This window comes from Francisella sp. SYW-2 (assembly GCF_008711475.1).
GTDB classification, from domain to species: domain Bacteria; phylum Pseudomonadota; class Gammaproteobacteria; order Francisellales; family Francisellaceae; genus Francisella; species Francisella salimarina.
In genome coordinates, this window is the sequence record NZ_VXKO01000019.1 from 1 (window position 1) to 21,612 (window position 21,612).

A 21,612-nucleotide genomic window follows, 5' to 3' on the forward strand; every position below is an offset into this window, starting at 1 on the left:
CATTACCTAATGATTCTTCTAAACCTAAAAAGAAAAAATCCATAACTACTAAAAATATAAATATCTACGATATCTATATTTTACAAAAGTTCATAAGTTTAATGAAAGATTAAATCAACAGTCTTTAAAATTTTACTTTTTAATTATGAATATCGTCGAATATGCCAAAACTCGCTACACTACAAAAGCTTATGATCCAACAAAAAAATTAAACTCTGAACAAGTCCAACAAATAAAAGACTTGCTAAGATTCACACCGTCAAGTGTAAACTCACAGCCATGGCATTTTATCCTAGCAACATCTGATAAGGCAAAAGCCAAAATTTCAAAAGCTGCTGAAAATATACACCCAAAAAATGTAACAAATATTAAAGACTGTGCTTTGGCTATAGTATTTTGCCTAAAAACTGATATCGATGATAAATATCTACAGCTACTTCTTGATCAAGAGCGTAAAGATGGTAGATTCCCTACTTCAGATTTTGAAAATATGCAAAGAGATGTACGCAAAAAATTTGCTCTAGCATACAAAGACAAACCACAAGAATTACAGATTTGGACAGAAAAGCAGCTTTATATTGCCCTTGGTAATATTCTATTAGGATTATCCGCTCTGAAAATAGATGCTACACCAATGGAAGGTATCGAAGCTAATATAATAGACGAAGAATTTAATCTAAGAGAAAAAGGTTATAAAACATCCGTGGTTGTAACTGTTGGTTATGCTTCAGAAGAAGATTTTAATGCTAAATTACCAAAATCTAGACTACCTGAAGATAAAATATTTACAGAAATTTAGCTTATTACATTAACACTACGATTTTGATAAAAATATCATTATAGTTGAGAAAGCTTTTATGAAAAAAAATCTACTAAAAATCACATCTCTTGATGATATGCGTAAAATTTATCATCGTAGAGTTCCTAAAATGTTTGTTGATTACTGTGAATCAGGCTCATGGCAACAAAAAACTCTAGAGCATAATCAAAAAGATTTTGATAAATACTTTTTTAGGCAAAAAGTGCTAACAGATATCCAACATCGATCGTTAAAAACCAAAATTCTTGGACAAGAATACAGCATGCCTTTAGCATTTGCTCCAGTTGGTCTACTAGGAATGCAACATGCAGATGGCGAGATTCATGCTGCCAAAGCAGCTGAAGAATTTGGTATTCCTTTTACACTATCGACAATGTCTATCTGCTCTACAGAAGAAGTAGCTAAGCATACAACCAAACCTTTTTGGTTTCAGTTGTATATGATGAAAGATAGAAAGTTTATGGCAAATCTTATAGCAAGTGCAAAGCATGCTGGTTGTAGTGCCCTAGTACTAACTGCTGACCTACAAATGCTAGGTAACCGCCATGCCGATATAAAAAATGGCTTAACAGTACCTCCAAAACCTACTCTTAAAAATCTAATTAACCTAAGTACTAAAACATACTGGTGCTTGAATATGTTAAAAACCAAAAATAGAACCTTTGGTAATATTGCAAATCACGCTGAAAATAAAGGTGGTTTTGCATCTCTTGGTAAATGGACAAATGAGCAATTTGATTTAAGCCTAAATTGGCATGATGTTGAATGGGTTCAGAGACAATGGAATGGCCCTATGATTATCAAAGGGATTATGGATACACAGGATGCTATTATGGCGCAAAATACTGGTGCTGATGCAATAGTAGTCTCAAATCATGGCGGTCGCCAATTAGATGGAGCGCCTTCTAGCATATCTATGCTTGAAGAGATAGTTGACGCAGTAGATCCAAAGCTTGAAGTTCTAATTGATAGTGGTATTCGTAGCGGTCAAGATTTACTCAAAGCAAAAGCTCTCGGAGCTAAAGCTGGACTAATTGGTAGACCAATGGTTTACGGTCTTGGTGCTTATGGCGAACAAGGTGCTTACAGAGTACTTGAAATTTTCCATCAAGAAATGGATAAAACTATGGCATTTTGTGGTTTCATTGATATCAATAATGTAGATAAATCTATACTAGTAAAATAAGACTATCCCCTAACCTGCCCATTTCCTCTAATAATATATTTTAGAGTTGTAAGTTCATTGATACCCATTGGTCCTCTAGCATGAAGCTTCTGCGTACTAATACCAATCTCGCCGCCAAAACCAAATTCAGAACCATCTGTAAATCTAGTTGAAGCATTGGCATATACAGCTGCGGCATCTACTTCATTTAAGAAAATCTCTGTATTTGTATAATTTTCAGTAACTATACACTCTGAATGCATACTACCATGGGTATTAATATGCTCTATAGCTTCATTAATATTTGCCACTGTTTTGATAGAAAGTACTAAATCTAAATATTCAGTATCCCAATCTTCTGTAGTCGCTAGTGTAGCATTTTCTAGATATTTTAAACTCTCATTATTGGCTCTTAGTTCAACGTTGTATTTAGCAAGCTCTATTTCTAACTTAGGTAAGAATTTCTCCGCTATATTTTGATGAACTAAAAGAGTTTCTAAGGCATTGCAAACTCCAGGGCGCTGGGTTTTTGCGTTTATAACTATCTTTATAGCTTTATCTAAATCCGCGAACTCATCAATATAAGTGTGACAAATCCCCGCCCCTGTTTCTATCATTGGAACAGTAGCCTGCTGTTGGATAGCCTTTTTAAGACTTTTGCCACCTCTTGGAATTATCACATCAATATATTTATCTAGTGTTACTAACTCTGTTACACGCTCTCTAGCAACATCCTCGACTAGCTGTACTATATTTTTTGATAACCCATGCTTTTCACATACCTCTTGGAAAATATTTTTCAAAGCTATATTTGTATGTAAAGCATCAGAACCTCCTCTAAGGATAATAGCATTACCTGATTTTAATGCTAATGCTCCAGCATCTATAGTTACATTTGGGCGTGATTCAAAAATCATTGCAATTACACCTAATGGCACTCTAACTTGAGAAATTGTCATTCCTTTAGGGTGCTTAAAGCCTTTCTCAACCTTGCCTATAGGATCTGCAAAGTCAGCAATTTGTCTAACCCCTTGAGCCATAGATTCTATTCGTGCCGGAGCTAGTGTTAATCTATCAATAAATGCTTTTGATAAATTATTTTTTTTAGCATTATCTAGATCTTTTTGATTCTGTTGCAAAATATGCTCAGCATTGTCTAACAATGATTTTTCTAACTGATGTAACACATTATTCTTAAACTCTGTATTTGCTTGAGCTAACTCTTTTGCAGCTTGCTTAGCATTTTTACCCATTTCTACGATAGACAAGCTCATCTAACACTCCTTTAAAAACATATTATCAACATGGACAACTTCATTATAATCACAATGCCCTAAAATATTAGCAATATCATAGCTTTTACACCCTTTGATTTTTGCCAAATCTTGTGATGAATAATTAACCAGTCCAGTGGCTATTTCTTGAGTATCTTCACTACAAACAACAACCGTAGCACCCTTTTGAAAATCTCCATTAATTGAAATAATTCCACATGGTAAAAGACTCTTGTTTTGTTTTAGGGCTGTAACAGCTCCTTTATCGATTATAATTTCTCCACGTTTGTGACTACTGTATGTTATCCAATGCTTTTTAGCTGTAATTTCTTTTTTGTTATTTTTTGTAAATAATGTCCCGATATCATGACCTAATATTATCTCCAAAAGAATTTTAGGATCTTCTCCGCTGGCAATAACCATATTAACACCACCAGCCACAGCAATCTCAGCCGCCTTAATCTTAGTAGCCATGCCTCCTGTACCAAATTTAGAACCCACGTCACCAGCCATAGCTCGAATATCATCTGAAATTTCTGGGATAATATTTAAAAGTTTTGCTGAGCTATCTATACGTGGATTTGCTGTATACAGACCATCAATATCCGAGAGAATAATCAATAAATCAGCATCTATTAAATTCGCAACTAATGCCGATAAAGTATCATTATCACCAACCTTAATCTCATCAACTACTACCGCATCATTTTCATTAACGATTGGGATAACCCCCTTTGCCAATAAAGCTGAAAAAGCATTTCGCGCATTTAGGTATCTTTCTCTATTAGCAACATCATCTTTTGTCAGAAGCAACTGAGCAATATTCTTACCATATTCAGAGAAAAGCTTTTGATATAAATGAGTCAAAGCAACTTGCCCTACTGCTGCTACAGCTTGCTTCTCTGGTAGAGTTTTTGGCTTTTGTTGCAGCCCTAACTTACCCATGCCCGCACCAACAGCTCCTGATGTTACAAGTACTACTTCATAGCCTTGATTATGAAGGTCTGATAACTGTCTAATTAGCTTTTCTATTCGATAAATATTTAGTAGACCTGTTTGATGAGTTAGAGTACTAGTCCCAACTTTTACAACTATTCTCTTAACCGTATTTAGTAACTCTTTTCTTTGCATATTTTTTGATAATTCATTTGCAATTTGAAACAAGTTTATACTAGCTTATAAGTTTATTTAATCATTTAAATACGTATTTGAAAAAATTATGATTTAAAGTCTAAAAGAGTACCTAGAATACCTATACTTGCCATTCACCACTTTTGTATTTCGCAATAACCTCTAATACAGCTGGTGCAACGAATTCAGTATCATCAAAGTCAAACCATTTGATTGCAGAAATTTCAGCACACGGCTTAATTTCTTGATTAATATCAGCTGTAAAACACTCTAAAGATACCGTTGTGGTTCTATCATGATTATCCGTGGTTATGTTCCCCAAGTAACGCATATCATCTGTTGTAAGCTCCAGACTTAACTCTTCTTTTAGCTCTCTTACAATAGTTTGGATAGGTGTTTCATTTTGCTCAATTTTGCCACCTGCTTGATACCAAATAGTATTATCTCTAGTTCTAGTCAAAAGAATTTTATTATCTTTGATAGCGACAAAAGCTGCTGCATGGATCATTAATTTACTTCCCTAGCCATTTAAATGATTTTTTAAGAAAGTCTACAGCATTTGTTTCAATATTTTTACCATGAGCAACAATTATTCTCTCAGGTTGCCAAGCCAAGATTCTCTCAAAACACTCTCTAGCCTGTTTTTTACCAAAAAAGAAAGACATTCGCCAATCTATAGGAGTTTTACCGTTTGGGGCAACTATACCTGATAACTTAGCTATCAAGCCTTTAAATCCTGTAAAGTAGTTCTCATCAAAATTCTCTATAAGATCTGTAAGTATCAAAGTTTTAGAAGGCTTGTGAAAGAACACAACCTCTTGCATTACCCTACTACCTTTAAATATTAGCTGATCAATTTCACTCTGCCATTGAGCTTCAGCAAGATCTTTTAAATCAGCAGTAAAATTAATATCTTTTCTTTTTTCTCTAAGGCCTGGTGAAGCATATACCTCGGCATTAGGATAAAGCTCTAACCAATCTTGTAAAAATAGATGATGAATTTTATTTGGGGAGATTAGATACTTAATATTACCAAGCTTTGATACTTCTTGCATTAGCTCGTTATTTGGCTTAATTGGCGAGTGAATAAATAAATCGTTATTCTCAAGTCTTATAATCGTCATTCTTGTCGTAAAAGTTAGGCCCAAAAAAGGAACAACTCCACCATCTACAACCCAAATATTTTCAGCAAGTTGATTCAACATGGTTTTATGCTAGACAATGTAAAATACAATGAGTCAACGCATATTGAATAATATATAAAACAGCGACGGTAATTATCATCGGTATTATCAAAAACTTTTTATTTTCATCAAATACAGCAAAAATAATCGCAAAAATAATACTAAGTACTCCCGAAATCTTAATAGCTCCATATATTGACATCCAAACAAAACCATAAGACTTTAGAACACTATAAACATGTTCTGATGCTGCAAAGCTTACAGCTAAATAACCAACAAAAAGACCGGCAACAAACCAAAAAATTGCCATAAATAAGTTTTTCAAAATATAGTCAAGTAATACAAAAGATTTTTTCATATCTACAAATTCCCAATTTAAAATATCATGCAAATAAAATTGTTTTAAGATTAAACTAGAAATTTGATGGTTTCAAGACAGTTATTTAATAAGCTCTTATTCATTAGCACAAAACTAAAGCAATAATTATAGAAAATTATCAAAATAAGCGTATAAATATATACTCTGCATAACCTGAGTTCGACATAAGTTATTTCAAAAGATCTAACGCTAAATCATCATTTTTTTGAGAAATTTAGCTTTGGTTTCTTTGGTTGTAATCCGTAAGCAATAATACCACAGAGTATATTCACTAAAAAATCATATTTTAATCTATGACGAGTATGTTCAATCTGAGAAGTATTTTTAAGTTGATCATTAACAGTCTCAATAATGCCTCTTTCTCTCAATAAAACTTTGTCCTGCAATAACATAAGCTTAGCTTTCATGTTTTTTCTAATTCTTGTAATAAGCTTTAAGCCTCTGTTAAATAAAGATTCAGATAAAGCTTTTTTGATGCAGCCTTTATCTCCTACCAATTCACCAGTTAATCCATTAGTTAAATCATCAACACAGGCACGATCATCAGTTCTGGAATCAGTTAGTTTAAATGCCATTATCTCACCTTTTTCATTAATAACAAGGTGTAGCTTAAAGCCACAGAAATATCCCATTGTAGATTTTGATTTTAGAGCTAAGTTTTTGAATGTTTTATTTCTATTTGCTCTTTTGATATGACATACTTCAATTGGTGTTGAATCTACAAAATATATGCCTGTTTCTTCACCTTTAAATAGTTGAGACAAATAGCACAATGGAAGCAATGCTGATTTTTGAAGCTCTACGAATCTATTATAACTGACTGTTTTAGGGAACTCTTTCTTCATATATTTACAAATATGAAATAGGTAAAAGTTTTTGAAATTTCTATAGTGACTTTGATGAAACATAATTAAAATGGTTAAGACTTCACTAAGAGACATTGTGCTTTGTCTATTTCGTTTCCTTTTAGGTAATAATTTACTTTTATAAAATGGTATAAACTCTTTGCAAAAATCATCTATAAAACAAAAAATAGTTTCTATTTCCATTTCTGAAATATTTTTTGAAAGAGTATATTTTATTTACACTTTTAAGTCGAACTCAGGTTATAACAATGATAGACCTCACTCAGGTAAGCACTGTTACGGTAAAACACCAATGAAAACTTGGAATGATTCAAAGCAGTTGGCAAAGAGTAAAAATTCAGGTAATATATTTGAGAAATCTGACACTATTTCAAATAAAATGACCACAACTAAAAACAGTATCTGTCTGATTAAGTTTGAGCTAGTACAAATTATGAAAACAAAAAAAACTGCGTTACTATATATTTTGTTTGGGGGAATGAATACTTTTATTTCTCTAATGATGTATTGGTGTATGATAAAAATTGGTCTAAATTATTTATTCTCGAGTAGTTTCGTATATGTGTTTGGAATAATTGAAGGTTATATTTTTACATCTTTATGGGTTTTTAATCATAAAATTAAAATATCTAGTTTAATAAGATACTCTGAGGTTTATGGGATATCTTTTATAATTAATATCGTACTAATGTATACAATGGTAGATATCTTTTATTTATCTAAACTGATATCACAAATTATTTGTACAGGAATACTAACTATTGCTAATTATCAAATGATGAAAATATATGTTTTTAGAAAAAAAGAGGTAAAATAAATGCAAATAAATACGGCTCTGATTGGTTTTACTGGATTTGTAGGTTCGAACTTAATGGATCAGTATAATTTTAATGCTGTTTATAATTCAAAAAATATTCAAGACATTGAAGGCGAAAATATAAATATACTTATTTGTGCTGGGGTTAGTGCTGTGAAGTGGATGGCTAACCAAAATCCTGAATTTGATAATAAAAATATATTAAAACTACAAAACCACCTAAAGAAAACTAAAATAAAACACTTGGTTTTAATTTCTACAGTAGATATTTACGATACCCCAATAAATGTTAATGAAGATAGCACTCCAAACACATCGAAACAAGATGCTTATGGAAAAAATAGGTATGCATTAGAGAATTGGGCTAGATCGCAGACAAATATATTAAAGTGTACAGTTGTTAGGCTACCAGCATTATTTGGTAAGGGCTTAAAAAAGAACCTGATTTTTGACATAATGAATCCGTTAGCTAAATCAATTAATAAAGATTTGTGGTCAAGTTTGAAATCAAATTTATCAACTAAAGATTTATCTTATGTGAGTGAGCACTATACTGAAGATATTACTGGTAATATAGTTCAGAATGATGATATTAAAAAAAGTGATAAAGATAGGCTGATTTCTATTTTTGCAAATATTGGGTTCTCAACACTGAAGTTCACGGACAGCAGAAGTAAATTTCAATTTTATAACTTAGATAATTTATGGAATGACATTAATAAATATGCATTAGAAGATGGGTTAGATGTAATAAACTTAACAAGTGAGCCAGTATCTGCATCAGAAGTAGTTGAGTATACTACTGGGAATGAAACATCTAACCGTACTTCAAACAATCCCGTCAACTATGATATGCACTCAAAACATGCTAAAGATAATAAATATTTATATTCCAAGGACTCTATATTGTCTCAAATCAAAGATTTTATCTGTAGGAATAAATCATGAAGTTAGCTATATCTAATATTGCATGGAATGATAGTCATCAATTTTACTATTCACAAATGCAAAAGTTTGGGTTCACAGGTCTAGAAATAGCACCAACTAAATTTAGTGATAACCCTTATGATAATTTAGCTATTGCAGAGCAAGTTAAAAATGAATTGTTACAATACAAACTATCAGTGGTAAGCATGCAATCACTGTTATTTGGTACAGATAACTTAAATCTATTTAAATCTAAGGAGTCTAGAGCTGAGTTAAAGAACTATCTTAAAAAAGCTATCGTATATGCTGAAGTAATAGGTTGCCCAGTATTAGTTTTTGGTAATCCTAAAAATAGAATTATGCAAGATTCTACTATTGATTATGATATAGCAATATCTTTTTTTAAAGAGCTTGGAGATTTTGCAGCTAAACATAACACCTGTTTATGTATAGAACCTAATCCAACAGAATATGGCACTAACTTTATTAACTCATTATCTGAAGCTGATAAATTAGTTAATGGTGTTAAATCTGATGGTTTTGCAATGATTGTAGATAGCAGTACTATGATGATTAATGGTAATAGTCCAAAAGATATACTACCTGTCATAGAAAATACAAAGCACATACATATAAGTATGCCCTTTTTAAAGCCACTTAATAAAGAGTATGAAAGTAATAAAAAATGGATTCTTGAATTTATAAATACTATTAAAAACAGCGGTTTTAATGAGTATGTATCTATAGAGATGGCTAATGTAAGTAAAGATGATGTTTTAGAGTCAATTAATATTATAAATCATATATCAAATAATGGGTAAGATAATATGTACAGTATAAAAGAAATACCAAATCATAATATAAAAGAGTTTTTTACACAAAAAAAAGAATATTGCGTTTGTATACCTGTTATAAATGAAGGTGATAAGATTCGCAAACAGTTAGAGAGAATGAGTAATGCTGATATTAGTAGTTATGTTGATATAATAATATGCGATGGTGGTAGCTCAGATGGTTCTTTAGATGATGTCTTTTTAAGAAAAAATAATGTGCGAGTTATATTAGAGAAAAAAGATACTGGTAAGCTAAGTGCTCAGCTGCGTATGGGTTATTATTATGCTCTCGAAAAATGTAGCTATAAAGGCATTGTTACTATTGATGGTAACAATAAAGATAGTGTAGAAAATATAAGAGACATAGTAGATAAACTAGAAGAGGGATATGACTTGATTCAAGCTTCTAGATTCATCCCTGGCGGTGAAGCCATCAACACTCCTTTAATACGTCACCTAGCTGTTAAATTAATACACATCCCCGCAATATCATATATGGCTGGTTTTAAGTATACTGACACCACTAATGGGTTTAGAGGATATTCACGCAAGTTTTTAGAAGATTCTAGAGTTGAGCCTTTTAGAAATATTTTTCAAAGTTATGAATTATTAGCATACTTATCAGTAAGGGCTCCTCAACTTGGCTATAAAGTTATAGAAACTCCTGTTTGTCGTAAATACCCACCTAAAGGGAAGATTCCTACAAAGATTAGCTTTGTAAAAGGAAACTCAAAACTATTAAGTATATTGAAAGACCTATATCTACATAAATATGACCCGAAGCAAGACAATGAAGTATGATAAAATAATAATAGGTGCAGGTATTTTTGGATTATATGCTGCAACAAAAAGCATAGAAAAAGGAGAACGCGTACTCGTACTAGAATACGACGATAGACCGTTTCAAAGAGCTAGCTATATTAATCAAGCTAGAGTTCATAATGGTTACCATTACCCGAGAAGTTATTCAACAGCACTAAAATCAGCTGATTATTTTGATAGGTTTGTAAACGATTATGGTTTTGCTATATTACAAGATTTTTCCAAAATATATGCAATTTCTTCTAACTTCTCCTATACCAACTCTAAACAGTTTTCTAACTTTTGTGATGTTGCAAATATTCCTTGTGAGAAGATAGATAGCAATAAGTTCTTCAAACCTAACGCATGTGACGGTGTTTTTAAAACATTAGAGTATACATTTGATGCTAATATGATTTGTGAATATATGCTTAGCAAACTTAAAGAATCTAATAATTTTACTATAGAGTTTGGAAGTCGAATAAATAATATAACTAAAAATAATAATATATGGGCTATAAATAGCAACGGTGTTGAGAAACAAACACCGTTCGTTATAAACTGTACTTATGCAAGTCTAAACCAGATTCTTGATAAGGCTGGCTTAGAATTGTTTGATATGAAATATGAACTATGTGAAATAGCCTTGTGTAAAGTATCTGATAATATTAAAGATGTAGGATTAACTGTCATGGATGGCCCTTTCTTTTCTTTAATGCCATTTGGTAAAACAGGGTATCACTCATTGACATCTGTAGGAAATACTCCACATCTTTCATCAAATAGCAAAATGCCAACATATGATTGTCAGAAATATAATGATAATTGCAGTGATATTCAATTAGATAATTGTAATATATGTAGGCAGAAGCCGGCTTCTGCTTTCGACCACATGAATCAATTAGCAAAATCATACTTAAATGATGATATCAAAATTTCTTACCATAAGTCTTTATTTTCTGTAAAAGCTATACTTGCAACTTCAGAGGTAGATGATTCACGGCCTACAATTATAAGATTATCGAATGATTCCCCTAAGTTTTTATCTGTTTTTTCAGGAAAAATTAACACCATATATGATCTAGATGAGGTTTTATAATGCAATTAAAAAAAGAACTAAATTATTTGTCTGTTGTATCAGTATTAGATAGTAATTCAACAGTTGAACAGTTGGAAAATTTTACAGAAATAATAATAAATTATTGTGAACAAAAGTTTAGTAAATTTGAATTCGTTTTCGTAGATAATGAAGCCCCTACAAGTGTAGTAAAAACTATTAACTCTAGATTTAATAATACTGTTTATAATACGAACATTATATCTCTACCTTACTCTCAAAATAAGGAAGTTGCTGCTCTTGCAGGTGTTGAAGCATCAATCGGTGATTATGTTTTACAATTTGAAGATTTGATTATGGATTACAGTACTAAAGATTTAGATAAAATTTATGATGCATGTTTGGTTGGTTATGATGTGGTATTTTTAAAATCAGAAGAAAGAGAATCTTTTTTTGAAAAAAAATTCTATAAGCTTTTAACTAAACACTCGAATAAAAATAGTGTTTTATACAAAACTAGAGTAAACATAATCTCAAGACGAGCTATTAATAGAATAAACAACATGAATAAATTCATTCATTATCGCAAATATGTGTATTGCAATTCCGGATTAAAATATAAGTTTATCAACTATGAGGCTAATAAAAACACGCTTCAGTCAAGTCTTTCTCTTGAAAAAATAGACTTTGCGACAGACCTATTTATAATTTTCACTAATGTAGCAAAAAAAATTGCAACTGGAATAAGTATATTTTTCATCTTACTTTCATTACTGTCTGTATCTTATACTATTATTGCATATTTTATTATAAACACGGTAAGTGGCTGGCTGACAATGATGTTACTAGTATCAACTTGTTTTACTGGGGTTTTTATCTTGCTTACAATAATAATTAAGTACCTTGATTTAATTTTGAAATCAAACCAAAAACGAGAAGCTACTTTCTCATCAAAAAGGAGAATTTAATGAGAGATCTAATACAACGCAATAAGAACCTATTTATATTATTTTTTGTAACATTTTTTGTTTTCCTTAAAAACAATTCTTATATTGGAGGCCCTCCATCATCAGGTGCTCCCTTTGAGCAGTGGGTTAATATTACCAATCAAATGTTATATGGATCATATGACTTCATGTTTAGTTATGGACCTTTGTATTGGGTACTTGGTGGTGCAGTATCACCCTATAGTATATACAGCCTATCTATAACAATTATTTTTATAAGTTTAATAAACGCTATGACAACAACTATTGTTGGCGCATTAATTATAAGAAAATCATCATATATATATGCTATTTTGCTATATTGTTTATTTATGCATTCAATTACACCATCCATTTTTTTATTACCCCTTTTAGCGCTATTTTTTATAGAATATTATAATGATGCTCCAATAGAATTGAATTTTAAAATATGCATTTTTTTAGGCATGTATATAGGCTTGGCTTTTTATATTAGGTATCTTTATGGCGTTATTGGTCTAGCTGTAGTCGGCAGCTATTTAGTTGGTCTACCTATCTTTAATAAAAAATTTAGAGTGTTCGAACACGGCAAAAAAATACTTGTATTCTCCTTAAGTGTTATAATAACTTTCATAATTCTAGGGTTTTTTATATTTCATCATCCTCACAATATTATTAATTATGTAATTATAAATAATCAATTGAGTTTTGGTAATTCAGTAGATATGACACTCCAAATACATAATCCTTGGTTTACTTGGTTGATGGTATTTATTAGTTATGTCTGCTTAGCTATATACAGCTTAAAATATAAAAGAAACCTTTTTTTACCCATAACATTAATCTTCTTGATATTATTTAAACTTGGCTTTTCACGAGCTGATCATTATTATGAATACTTCATAATCCCAATTGCCACTATAGGGATTGTTACAGCATTCAATAAAACTTTTTTATCAAAAGTGTTATCTACATTTATATTTATTAGCTTACTTGTGATTTGTAACTATGGATGGTCGCCTCATAAAACATTTGTACCTAGCATGAATTATAAAATATCTTATGCAGACAGAATGCAGAACATCTATAAAGACAAATTTACTCTCCCTAACAAAATTAAGAATCTAATAGGCAATAGTACCGTTGATACATATCCAACAAATAATGAGTATGTATTTGCTAATAAATTAAATTATGTACATAGACCTAGCTTTCAAAGCTATATGACACTCACACCAAAATTAGATATGATGAATCAAAAGTTCTTAGAGTCGTCTTCGCGCCCTGATTTTATTATATGGAATGAACTTTCTGGAACTTTCGGAGGTTTTGATGGTAAATATGGTTTAAATGAGAATCCTTTAACACTCAGCTCTATTTTACTTAATTATCATGTTGTTGATGTCTTTAAAGATAGTGCTGGAAGAGAAGTTTCTTTGCTACAAAAAAACAGCAAAATCACTATGTATTCACAAACGTTTTTAAAGAAACAATCAATGGAATTTAATAAGTGGTATAAAATACCTAAAAATAATAAAAGGGGCGTAATTAAACTTATTCCTAACTTTAATTTTACACTATTAGGTCAGGTTAAAAACCTTATGTTTAGAGGAAGTATTTTAACTATTAGTTACAAGTTTAAAAATGGTGGAATAAAAACCTACAAGTTAAATATACTGAATTCATATAGTGGTATATGGGTATCTCCTTACCTGAATAGTATAGTGTCTCAGGATAATATTGAAGCTATTAAAATAAACACATCAAATGACTACTATATAGATAAATCTTTTAAAGCCGCTTGGGTGATAGTCCCTATTAAAACACCAATATTTAAAGGTGTAATGAAAAATTTTGGGAATAGTAAACTTAGTAAACTTAGTATAAATATCGATAGAAACATCAAAATATCTTCATCAATCGAACGTATGGCTATGGATGGAAACTTCTTGAATATTGAAGGGTGGGCTTATATTAATAATAAAGATGCAAATGACACTAATACCTACTTAATATTAAAAGATAAAACAACTAACCAAAAATACTATTATGTATTCTCTAAATATAATAGACCTGATGTTGCAAAAGTTTTTAATAATGGAGTATCCCTAGAAAAAGCTGGTATAAATTTGAATACTGATATATCCAATATTAAAGATGGTACGTATACAATGAGTATTTATGCTCGTGGTATAGATGGTTATGGCAGTATAATTAAACTCCAAAACCAATTAACAAAAACAGCAGATGATAATATATTTATTCATAAAGGTAATTTAGCAAAACCTGTTAACCTAAATTTAAGTGATTTGAAAAAATTACCGGCTACAGATATCAAGTTTAATTTAGAGAATATAACCTATAATAAACCTAAGTTGAGTTTAGAAGGCTGGGGTTATATAGAAAACTTGAATACTGAAAATAGTAAAATATATATTAAATTATATAACTCTAAACACAGCTACATTTATAGCTCAAATATCTTGAATAGGTCTGATGTTGCAAAGACCTTTAAAAATAAAGATTTAGTAAAGAGCGGTTTTAATATTGACCTATTAGCAAATATTCCTAAAGGGATATACAAAATTAACTTAATAATAGTCAATCAAAATAAGTATGTTGATATATATTCAGGTAAAAATATTGAATATTAATACTTTACTTATAGCTTATATATTTCTTTAGCATTTCTATATTATTTACATAAATGATACAAATACACAATCAAACTATTTTATCTAAATGACCTTCACCTCCGGAACTTTCGCCCTGACGCCAAACCGAGTACCTAGTTTACATATGTGGTTGTTATTTTAACCACTTTTTGGATGATTTGATGTTATTGATAGTGTAGATAGTGTATAAAAAAGTGTGTCTATAGCTTGTCGAGTTTTGCATTCAAAATATCCCTAACTTTACAAAAAGCAGTTACGGGATATTTATAAGTTTTTTGTTCAAAGTTAGAAATTTTATTATTTATACTTATAGCATAAGGATATTGATTCAAATATATATTTTGGCAATTACTGTATTTCCATGGATATATTTTTTGATGCTCTTCAAACAAATACTTAAGATTCATTCAAACTATACTAAAGCCTCTTTCTTCTCAAGCGTTTTAGTATATAACTCTTGATACTTAGCAAGCTTTTCTTGCTCTGCAGCAACTACAGCCTCTGGAGCATTTGAGACGAATCTTTCATTTGAAAGTTTCTTTTGTACTCTATCGACTTCACCTTTTAGTTTGTCTAGCTCTTTATCCAATCTTGCCTTTTCAGCATCAATATCAACCAAACCTGCTAATGGAATATTTAACTCAAGCCCTTCGACAATCTGTGATAAAGATGTTGGTGGATTATCATTAAACTCAATATTATTTATTTTAGCTAACGCTTTGATAAACCCTTCTGTTTGAGCAAGATATTCTTTGTCTGTCTCAGCAACATCTTTAACAATTAGAGAGATCTCTAAAGATGGCTTGATACCTACTTCACTACGCATATTACGTAGAGTTGTGACAACATTTTGTAACCATACGATAGCTTTTTCAGCTTCTGGAGCTTCTAAATCCTGAGTAGCTACAGGATAAGATACATCCATAATTGTATCTTTAACATCATTTAAATGTGCTTTTAACTGCTGATAGATACTCTCTGTAATAAATGGTATAAGCGGATGTGCTAAAGCTAAGATATTTTCCAAAACTTTAGTAAGCGTATATTTAACACCATTTTTTTGTTGCTCAGATAGTGAATCATCTTTTAAAGTAACTTTTGCAAACTCAACATACCAGTCACAATAATTATTCCATACAAGATCATAAATAGTGTTTGCTACCAAATCAAAACGATAATTTGCAAGATGTCTATGTACATCAGCAGTAGCAGTATTTAGCACACTCCAAATCCACTTATCAGCGACGCCTAATTCATAGTTATCACAAACTTTATAATCATCAAGGTTCATCATCACAAATCTTGAAGCATTCCAAAGCTTGTTACAGAAGTTACGATACCCTTCAACTCTCGCAGTATCAAAGCTGATATCACGCGATGTAGAAGCTAATGCAGCATAAGTAAATCTCACCGCATCAGCACCATACGCGCTGATACCTTCAGGGAATTCTTTTTTAGTTGCTTTTTCAATTTTAGCTTTCATTTGTGGTTGCATTAGACCAGTAGTTCTCTTTTTCAGAAGCTCATCTAATGTAATACCATCTATCAAATCTACAGGATCCAAAACATTACCTTTAGATTTTGACATTTTCTGTCCTTCACTATCACGAATAAGACCCGTGATATAGATATCTCTAAATGGCACATCATTCATAAAGTACATGCCAAACATCATCATTCTAGCAACCCAGAAGAAGATAATGTCAAAACCAGTTACAAGTACGCTTGTTGGATAGTATTTTGCTAACTCAGGTGTTTTCTCAGGCCAGCCTAATGTACTAAAAGGCCATAATGCCGATGAGAACCACGTATCAAATACATCTTCATCCTGCTTGATAGTGACATCTTCAGCCAAATTATATTTAGCTCTAACATCTGCCTCATCTTCCCCGACATAAGCATTGCCTGCCTCATCATACCAAGCTGGGATTCTATGACCCCACCATAACTGACGAGATACACACCAATCTTGAATATCCCTCATCCACGCAAAATAAGTATTTTTCCAATTATCCGGAACAAACCTTACATCGCCCTTTTCAACCGCTTCAATCGCTGGTTTTGCAAGCACATCAGCTTTAACAAACCATTGTTTAGTTAGATATGGCTCAAGAATTTCTCCAGTTCTATCTCCAGTTGGTACTTTAAGAGCATGTGGTTCTATCTTATCTAAAAGACCTAGTGCATCCATATCAGCAACTATTTGCTTACGTGCTTCAAATCTATCTAAACCTTGATATTTTGACGGAACATTAGAATTTAATGCTGCATCATCAGTTAGAATATTTAGCATTGGCAAATCATGTCTTTTACCCATTTCATAGTCATTAAAGTCATGAGCAGGAGTGATCTTTACACATCCTGTACCAAAATCTTTCTCTACATAATCATCTGCTATAATTGGAATTTGTCTATCCGTAAGTGGTAGATTTATCATTTTACCTACTAAATGAGTGTATCTTTCATCTTCTGGATGAACCGCAACAGCCATATCACCAAGCATTGTCTCTGGACGAGTCGTTGCAATTATAATCTTCTCATTACTATCAGCTACCGGATATACGAAATGCCAAAGAGAACCTTGTTTATCTACTTGAGCAACCTCAAGATCTGAAACAGCTGTCTTTAGTTTAGGATCCCAGTTTACTAACCTCTCACCGCGATATGCTAAACCATCTTCGTATAGTTTGATAAAGCACTTCTTAACTGCATCAGATAAGCCATCATCCATTGTAAATCTCTCACGATCCCAATCTGGAGATGCTCCGATTCTACGCATCTGTGATGTGATAGTGCCGCCTGATAGCTCTTTCCATTCCCAAATTTTGCTTACAAAATTCTCACGGCCTAAATCATGTCTTGAGATACCTTGAGCATTTAACTGTCTCTCTACAACCATTTGCGTAGCAATACCCGCATGATCGGTACCAGGTTGCCAAAGTGTATCTTTGCCTGACATACGATTATAACGGATTAAAATATCCATCAAAGACATCTGGAAACCATGTCCCATATGCAAAGTACCTGTTACATTTGGAGGTGGTAGCATGATTGTATAAGTATCTTTTGAATCTGAGTTATCACACGCAAATCTGCCTGAAGCTTCCCAATTTTGATAATTAGACTGTTCGATTTCTTTTGGATTATAGTTTTTATTCATTTCTTGAGTCATTTATAATGCCTAAATATATAAGTTTATAGAAAAAATTAATGCTGATAATTTTAACAAAGTTCTTTAGAAAGTACTATTAGTCACTAGTTAAATAATACTAAGGTTTATCATCAATAAGCTAACCACGTCCAATAGCAACACTAACTATCTTTGGTGGTAGTTATCTCTAAATTTGAGTTCTTATAGTAAACATACTTCTTACGCGAAGCCTGCAAAGCTCTATCTTCCTGATAAACAAACTCTTTTAACTCTTTGATTTTTACTCGTTGAGGATCAACTGCTACTTCCATGATATTAATCAAAACATCATAACCTGAAGTGATAAATAAATTATCTGTGATAAGAATCGGAATATTTTTATATTGGTTATATTCTCTAGCAGCTATAGCACAATGATGTGGTATAAAAGAATCTTGACCATCTTGCCACAAATCATCATCAAGTTGTTTTGCAATACCTGTAGGAGCAAGAACCGCTATTGTTTTGCGTTCGTTATATTCTTTGATAACTGTAGCAATCAACACCTCCAGCATTTGGTTAATATCTGGCGTTTGTAAAACTCTAAACTCTACTTTCATCACAAATATTACCACTCCAAAAATTACAATTTAGCTATCTACCAAAATACACAACCATAATAATACAAATAGAATCTATAGACAAATGACTAGATACTATTTATCTACTGAGTCTGACTTTACAAAGACACCTGAAGTATAGCTATTAGTCCTAAAATCATCATAGCTAGTATACGAAGAAAGCTCCACTTTATCAGCTGATTCTAGTCTTAGCACATAATATCCTTTCGACCAATCAATATCATAATTAGCAATAGCAGACACCGCTTTTTTAGATGCTACACTATCTCCATATAGCACTAGTTTATACGGTCCAATATCGCAAAATGTTGGTGAACAATTTCCCTTTAGACTAATCAAAGGATTGCCTTTAGCATCGGCAGTTATTTCAAACTTAACTATGGACTGAGTATTTTTATCCACATTAGTCCAAGTTCCTAGAAAATTAGAATAATCTAACTTTTTATCTTTTGCATAAAGACTAAAAGGTAGTAGTACTAGAGTTAAACAAACTATTAACTTAAATCTATGAAACATATCTTCTTATACCCTCTATTTGAGTTATGCTTAATTACTGTACCTAAATACTGATTTTAATTTATTGATAAAGTCACCACCCAAGACAAAAAAACTAGCCACAAAAATAATATCGCCACTAAACAAGATAAGCATCATATTTAGCTGTCCAACTTGGTTAATTTTGTCAAAAATTAGTATCATCTCAAGCAATAATGTTGGGTATACCAAACTAGAAAAGAACATTATTAAACCAATGCTATGCCTTTTACGACTAATAGGCTTGTGTGTTGTAAAAGCTGATTTAAATACTGTCTTAATCGCTGATTTTATCGTATCAATTATTACTTTACCTAATAGCATAACTGATATTAGAAAAATTCCCTCCGCACTAACAAGCAAAATTGATGAAATAGCCAAATAGCTAGATGTAGATAACCCCAAAAAAGGCATTATACAAAAAACCACAATATAAGGCACAAATGACAAAATAAATAACAATAATCCTAAGTAATATTTCCAGTCTTTTTTCATGATCCCTGCCTATTCATATAAACCTTTAACTAGTGTATCAGATTTAGATTTAGTATTTTTTGTTGTACTTTTAATCAAACTTAACAGTTCTTGGTAATTACTAAAACTTTTTCCGGCATATATACTCGCATTTAAGGACTTTAATTGCTCTTTTAATTGTGGGAATATCTCGGCAACCTCTAATAATGAAAAGAGTTGCTTATCACTTTTTGTATTAGCCCAACCAATAATTGCTTTTTGAAGCTGTATATTATCTTTATTAGCACATGCTTTTTTAATATCTTTTATGCTTGCAGGATTTTTATCATCTGTAACAAACTTTTCTTCAGTTATATTTTTAGCTTTTCGAGTTAGTTTACACTTTATGAGTAGCATAAATGTAATCAGCCATAATACAAAAAGTCCTACAGCCATATTTCGCCAAAAAGTATCTTCAATAACCTTTTTAATAACTTGTGGTGCAGTTTGACTACCTACATTAAAACTTGTACTAGGTATAGTGCCTTTTTTGACATCAAATGTTTTTGTGGCTATTGTCGCAAGTTGTGATTTACTATTGTCAATATCGAACCATTTCAATGTAACAGCAGGAACTGTTGTTTTACCTTGCTTAATAGGCATATAACCAATCTTATAAGTCGCTGTACTTATTAGCTGACCGCCTTGCTCGATATCCTCAAGTACTGGCTTTTCAGGATAAACATTAAAAGAATCCGAAGATTTAAATTCTAATTTTGGAATATCTTCACTTAGGACACCTTTTGCCTTAATAGTTACAGTCCTAGTTAATAGCTCGCCCTCTTTTATGGTATCTCCTGCTGACCAGTTATCACTAATCTTAACATCTGATGCAGGAAACCAATCTTTAATAGCAATTTTTTCAGGAATTGGCTTAACTCTTAAGAATTTAGCATCCGTAGAGAAGCTCTTAACCCTAGTTCCTAGTTGCCCAAATCTATTCGGAATAGTCGCTTGCATTGCGATAGGTGGAATAGCGATAGTTCCTGTTCTATGAGGAATTATCAGAAAACTCTCTTCAACAACATCATACATTTTACCATTAATGCGCTTTTGATAAGTTCTTCTATGATTAGTTTGTTTGATTTCAGAGTTTTTTATATCAAAATTTCTAGGATTTAGACTCAAAATAGGTGTCGAATAATACAACTTCAAAGTATACAACACAGGCACATTAACATAAGTTTCATTCGTGGCTAATGTGCCTATGGCAAATATATCTTGATAGTTACTTGCCTCTTCGCTTGAGAGTTTCTTATCTACTTTTATAGAGATTGGTTTTGTTGACTGGTTACCAACTTTAATTGATGGTATTGTCAGATTACCTGATCTATTTGGCATAAGCGTGACAATCATCTCAAATTGTGAGCTTGATTTACCATTTATAACAGTAGTCTTACTGCTGGTACTAGTGTTATAAACTGTAAAATCTTTATCTAAAACATCTAGGTCAGGCTGAGTGTCAAAATCATCTAGGTGGAGTATTAGCTCAAAAGTTTCTCCATACTCAAGATGAGTATTATCGACACTAGCTGTGACATTAGCATAACTAATATTCAATCCAGCGATTAACAGCAAAAGTATACTTACTAATTTTAATAATTTAGTTCTCACGCTTATCTCCTATCATCCTCTGGTAGTCACGTGCAAATTTATTTTTAAGAAGCCCCCCCGGATTATCATTTATCGCAGCTAGAAGCTTATTCGCCTCTTTATCATTTAGTTCTTGTTGACGCTGATCTGCTGCATCTGATTGCTCAGGATTATCTTTATTATCTTTATTATCTTTATTATCTTTATTATCTTTATTATCTTTATTATCTTTATTATCTTTATTATCTTTATTATCTTTATTATCTTTATTATCTTTATTATCTTTATTATCTTTATTATCTTTATT

At 31.6% G+C, this 21,612-nt stretch carries 20 protein-coding genes and 2 pseudogenes; 10 read left to right on the forward strand and 12 right to left on the reverse strand.

Features of this window, described 5'->3' with window-relative positions:
- The first annotated feature begins 145 nt into the window (after nucleotides 1–145).
- Nucleotides 146–799: an oxygen-insensitive NAD(P)H nitroreductase gene (nfsB, locus tag F3D57_RS06735; RefSeq protein ID WP_013921998.1), complete on the forward strand. Its 654-nt coding sequence runs from the start codon at nucleotides 146–148 to the stop codon at nucleotides 797–799.
- Nucleotides 800–857: 58 nt separating this feature from the next.
- A complete protein-coding gene (locus F3D57_RS06740; protein WP_150465668.1) occupies nucleotides 858–2,006 on the forward strand; it encodes an alpha-hydroxy acid oxidase in 1,149 nt (382 codons plus the stop codon).
- Between the two features lie 2 nt (nucleotides 2,007–2,008).
- Here F3D57_RS06740 and F3D57_RS06745 read toward each other — a convergent pair whose 3' ends face one another.
- The 6 genes from F3D57_RS06745 to F3D57_RS06770 all read right to left on the reverse strand — a co-directional run bounded on the left by F3D57_RS06745 (nucleotide 2,009) and on the right by F3D57_RS06770 (nucleotide 7,002).
- The gene (locus F3D57_RS06745) at nucleotides 2,009–3,259 is read right to left on the reverse strand and encodes a glutamate-5-semialdehyde dehydrogenase (RefSeq protein WP_150465669.1); all 1,251 of its coding nucleotides are present in this window, start codon (nucleotides 3,257–3,259) and stop codon (nucleotides 2,009–2,011) included.
- Nucleotides 3,260–4,390, reverse strand: coding sequence for a glutamate 5-kinase (gene proB, locus F3D57_RS06750; protein ID WP_150465670.1), 1,131 nt, complete (start codon nucleotides 4,388–4,390; stop codon nucleotides 3,260–3,262).
- Between the two features lie 121 nt (nucleotides 4,391–4,511).
- Nucleotides 4,512–4,898 (reverse strand): NUDIX hydrolase, encoded by a 387-nt coding sequence (locus tag F3D57_RS06755; protein ID WP_150465671.1) that lies wholly within the window; start codon nucleotides 4,896–4,898, stop codon nucleotides 4,512–4,514.
- A 4-nt stretch (nucleotides 4,899–4,902) separates the two neighbouring features.
- The gene (locus F3D57_RS06760; protein ID WP_150465672.1) at nucleotides 4,903–5,595 is read right to left on the reverse strand and encodes a DUF4336 domain-containing protein; all 693 of its coding nucleotides are present in this window, start codon (nucleotides 5,593–5,595) and stop codon (nucleotides 4,903–4,905) included.
- A 4-nt stretch (nucleotides 5,596–5,599) separates the two neighbouring features.
- Complete coding sequence (locus F3D57_RS06765) at nucleotides 5,600–5,932, reverse strand: hypothetical protein (protein WP_150465673.1); 333 nt, start codon at nucleotides 5,930–5,932, stop codon at nucleotides 5,600–5,602.
- A gap of 218 nt (nucleotides 5,933–6,150) precedes the next feature.
- Nucleotides 6,151–7,002 (reverse strand): IS982 family transposase, encoded by an 852-nt coding sequence (locus F3D57_RS06770; RefSeq protein ID WP_150465674.1) that lies wholly within the window; start codon nucleotides 7,000–7,002, stop codon nucleotides 6,151–6,153.
- Between the two features lie 58 nt (nucleotides 7,003–7,060).
- Between F3D57_RS06770 and F3D57_RS10510 the strand changes: the two are divergent.
- The 8 genes and pseudogenes from F3D57_RS10510 to F3D57_RS06805 all read left to right on the forward strand — a co-directional run.
- Nucleotides 7,061–7,186: pseudogene (locus F3D57_RS10510) on the forward strand (IS481 family transposase); the annotation flags it as partial.
- Between the two features lie 66 nt (nucleotides 7,187–7,252).
- Nucleotides 7,253–7,636: a GtrA family protein gene (locus tag F3D57_RS10515; protein WP_411961503.1), complete on the forward strand. Its 384-nt coding sequence runs from the start codon at nucleotides 7,253–7,255 to the stop codon at nucleotides 7,634–7,636.
- Nucleotides 7,637–8,584: an NAD-dependent epimerase/dehydratase family protein gene (locus F3D57_RS06780; RefSeq protein ID WP_150465675.1), complete on the forward strand. Its 948-nt coding sequence runs from the start codon at nucleotides 7,637–7,639 to the stop codon at nucleotides 8,582–8,584. It begins immediately after the preceding gene.
- Nucleotides 8,581–9,384 carry a sugar phosphate isomerase/epimerase family protein gene (locus F3D57_RS06785; protein WP_150465676.1) on the forward strand — a complete coding sequence of 268 codons (804 nt, stop codon included), beginning with the start codon at nucleotides 8,581–8,583 and terminating at the stop codon, nucleotides 9,382–9,384. Before F3D57_RS06780 ends, F3D57_RS06785 begins: the two co-directional genes overlap by 4 nt.
- Nucleotides 9,385–9,390: 6 nt before the next feature.
- Complete coding sequence (locus F3D57_RS06790) at nucleotides 9,391–10,197, forward strand: glycosyltransferase family 2 protein (RefSeq protein ID WP_150465677.1); 807 nt, start codon at nucleotides 9,391–9,393, stop codon at nucleotides 10,195–10,197.
- Nucleotides 10,187–11,296, forward strand: coding sequence for an FAD-dependent oxidoreductase (locus F3D57_RS06795; RefSeq protein WP_150465678.1), 1,110 nt, complete (start codon nucleotides 10,187–10,189; stop codon nucleotides 11,294–11,296). Before F3D57_RS06790 ends, F3D57_RS06795 begins: the two co-directional genes overlap by 11 nt.
- On the forward strand, nucleotides 11,296–12,222 hold the full coding sequence (locus F3D57_RS06800; protein ID WP_150465679.1) for a hypothetical protein: 927 nt from the start codon (nucleotides 11,296–11,298) through the stop codon (nucleotides 12,220–12,222). Before F3D57_RS06795 ends, F3D57_RS06800 begins: the two co-directional genes overlap by 1 nt.
- On the forward strand, nucleotides 12,222–14,873 hold the full coding sequence (locus F3D57_RS06805) for a hypothetical protein (protein WP_150465680.1): 2,652 nt from the start codon (nucleotides 12,222–12,224) through the stop codon (nucleotides 14,871–14,873). The genes F3D57_RS06800 and F3D57_RS06805 overlap by 1 nt, the downstream gene beginning before the upstream one ends.
- A 433-nt stretch (nucleotides 14,874–15,306) precedes the next feature.
- Here F3D57_RS06805 and F3D57_RS06810 read toward each other — a convergent pair whose 3' ends face one another.
- From F3D57_RS06810 to F3D57_RS10365, 6 genes and pseudogenes are all read right to left on the reverse strand, one after another.
- Nucleotides 15,307–18,066 (reverse strand): valine--tRNA ligase, encoded by a 2,760-nt coding sequence (locus F3D57_RS06810; protein WP_150465681.1) that lies wholly within the window; start codon nucleotides 18,064–18,066, stop codon nucleotides 15,307–15,309.
- 140 nt (nucleotides 18,067–18,206) lie between these two features.
- Entirely contained in the window at nucleotides 18,207–18,644 is a 438-nt protein-coding gene (locus F3D57_RS06815) for a DNA polymerase III subunit chi (RefSeq protein ID WP_150465682.1), read from the reverse strand.
- 96 nt (nucleotides 18,645–18,740) lie between these two features.
- Nucleotides 18,741–19,181, reverse strand: a complete 441-nt coding sequence (locus F3D57_RS06820) for a hypothetical protein (protein ID WP_150465683.1) — start codon at nucleotides 19,179–19,181, stop codon at nucleotides 18,741–18,743.
- Between the two features lie 30 nt (nucleotides 19,182–19,211).
- Nucleotides 19,212–19,694 (reverse strand): transporter suffix domain-containing protein, encoded by a 483-nt coding sequence (locus F3D57_RS06825; protein WP_150465684.1) that lies wholly within the window; start codon nucleotides 19,692–19,694, stop codon nucleotides 19,212–19,214.
- Nucleotides 19,695–19,703: 9 nt separating this feature from the next.
- Nucleotides 19,704–21,326: a BatD family protein gene (locus F3D57_RS06830; protein ID WP_150465685.1), complete on the reverse strand. Its 1,623-nt coding sequence runs from the start codon at nucleotides 21,324–21,326 to the stop codon at nucleotides 19,704–19,706.
- Nucleotides 21,316–21,612, reverse strand: a pseudogene (locus F3D57_RS10365) (hypothetical protein); the annotation flags it as partial. The gene F3D57_RS06830 and the pseudogene F3D57_RS10365, both read right to left, overlap by 11 nt.

Coding starts and splice junctions, on each gene's coding strand:
- F3D57_RS06765 (WP_150465673.1), bottom strand. CDS start 5,932: ATGAAAAAATCTTTTGTATTACTTGACTATATTTTGAAAAACTTATTT.
- F3D57_RS06740 (WP_150465668.1), top strand. CDS start 858: ATGAAAAAAAATCTACTAAAAATCACATCTCTTGATGATATGCGTAAA.
- F3D57_RS06820 (WP_150465683.1), bottom strand. CDS start 19,181: ATGTTTCATAGATTTAAGTTAATAGTTTGTTTAACTCTAGTACTACTA.
- F3D57_RS06780 (WP_150465675.1), top strand. CDS start 7,637: ATGCAAATAAATACGGCTCTGATTGGTTTTACTGGATTTGTAGGTTCG.
- F3D57_RS06800 (WP_150465679.1), top strand. CDS start 11,296: ATGCAATTAAAAAAAGAACTAAATTATTTGTCTGTTGTATCAGTATTA.
- F3D57_RS06795 (WP_150465678.1), top strand. CDS start 10,187: ATGAAGTATGATAAAATAATAATAGGTGCAGGTATTTTTGGATTATAT.
- F3D57_RS06760 (WP_150465672.1), bottom strand. CDS start 5,595: ATGTTGAATCAACTTGCTGAAAATATTTGGGTTGTAGATGGTGGAGTT.
- F3D57_RS10515 (WP_411961503.1), top strand. CDS start 7,253: ATGAAAACAAAAAAAACTGCGTTACTATATATTTTGTTTGGGGGAATG.
- F3D57_RS06790 (WP_150465677.1), top strand. CDS start 9,391: ATGTACAGTATAAAAGAAATACCAAATCATAATATAAAAGAGTTTTTT.
- nfsB (WP_013921998.1), top strand. CDS start 146: ATGAATATCGTCGAATATGCCAAAACTCGCTACACTACAAAAGCTTAT.
- F3D57_RS06805 (WP_150465680.1), top strand. CDS start 12,222: ATGAGAGATCTAATACAACGCAATAAGAACCTATTTATATTATTTTTT.
- F3D57_RS06815 (WP_150465682.1), bottom strand. CDS start 18,644: ATGAAAGTAGAGTTTAGAGTTTTACAAACGCCAGATATTAACCAAATG.
- F3D57_RS06770 (WP_150465674.1), bottom strand. CDS start 7,002: ATGGAAATAGAAACTATTTTTTGTTTTATAGATGATTTTTGCAAAGAG.
- F3D57_RS06745 (WP_150465669.1), bottom strand. CDS start 3,259: ATGAGCTTGTCTATCGTAGAAATGGGTAAAAATGCTAAGCAAGCTGCA.
- F3D57_RS06810 (WP_150465681.1), bottom strand. CDS start 18,066: ATGACTCAAGAAATGAATAAAAACTATAATCCAAAAGAAATCGAACAG.
- F3D57_RS06785 (WP_150465676.1), top strand. CDS start 8,581: ATGAAGTTAGCTATATCTAATATTGCATGGAATGATAGTCATCAATTT.
- F3D57_RS06825 (WP_150465684.1), bottom strand. CDS start 19,694: ATGAAAAAAGACTGGAAATATTACTTAGGATTATTGTTATTTATTTTG.
- proB (WP_150465670.1), bottom strand. CDS start 4,390: ATGCAAAGAAAAGAGTTACTAAATACGGTTAAGAGAATAGTTGTAAAA.
- F3D57_RS06755 (WP_150465671.1), bottom strand. CDS start 4,898: ATGATCCATGCAGCAGCTTTTGTCGCTATCAAAGATAATAAAATTCTT.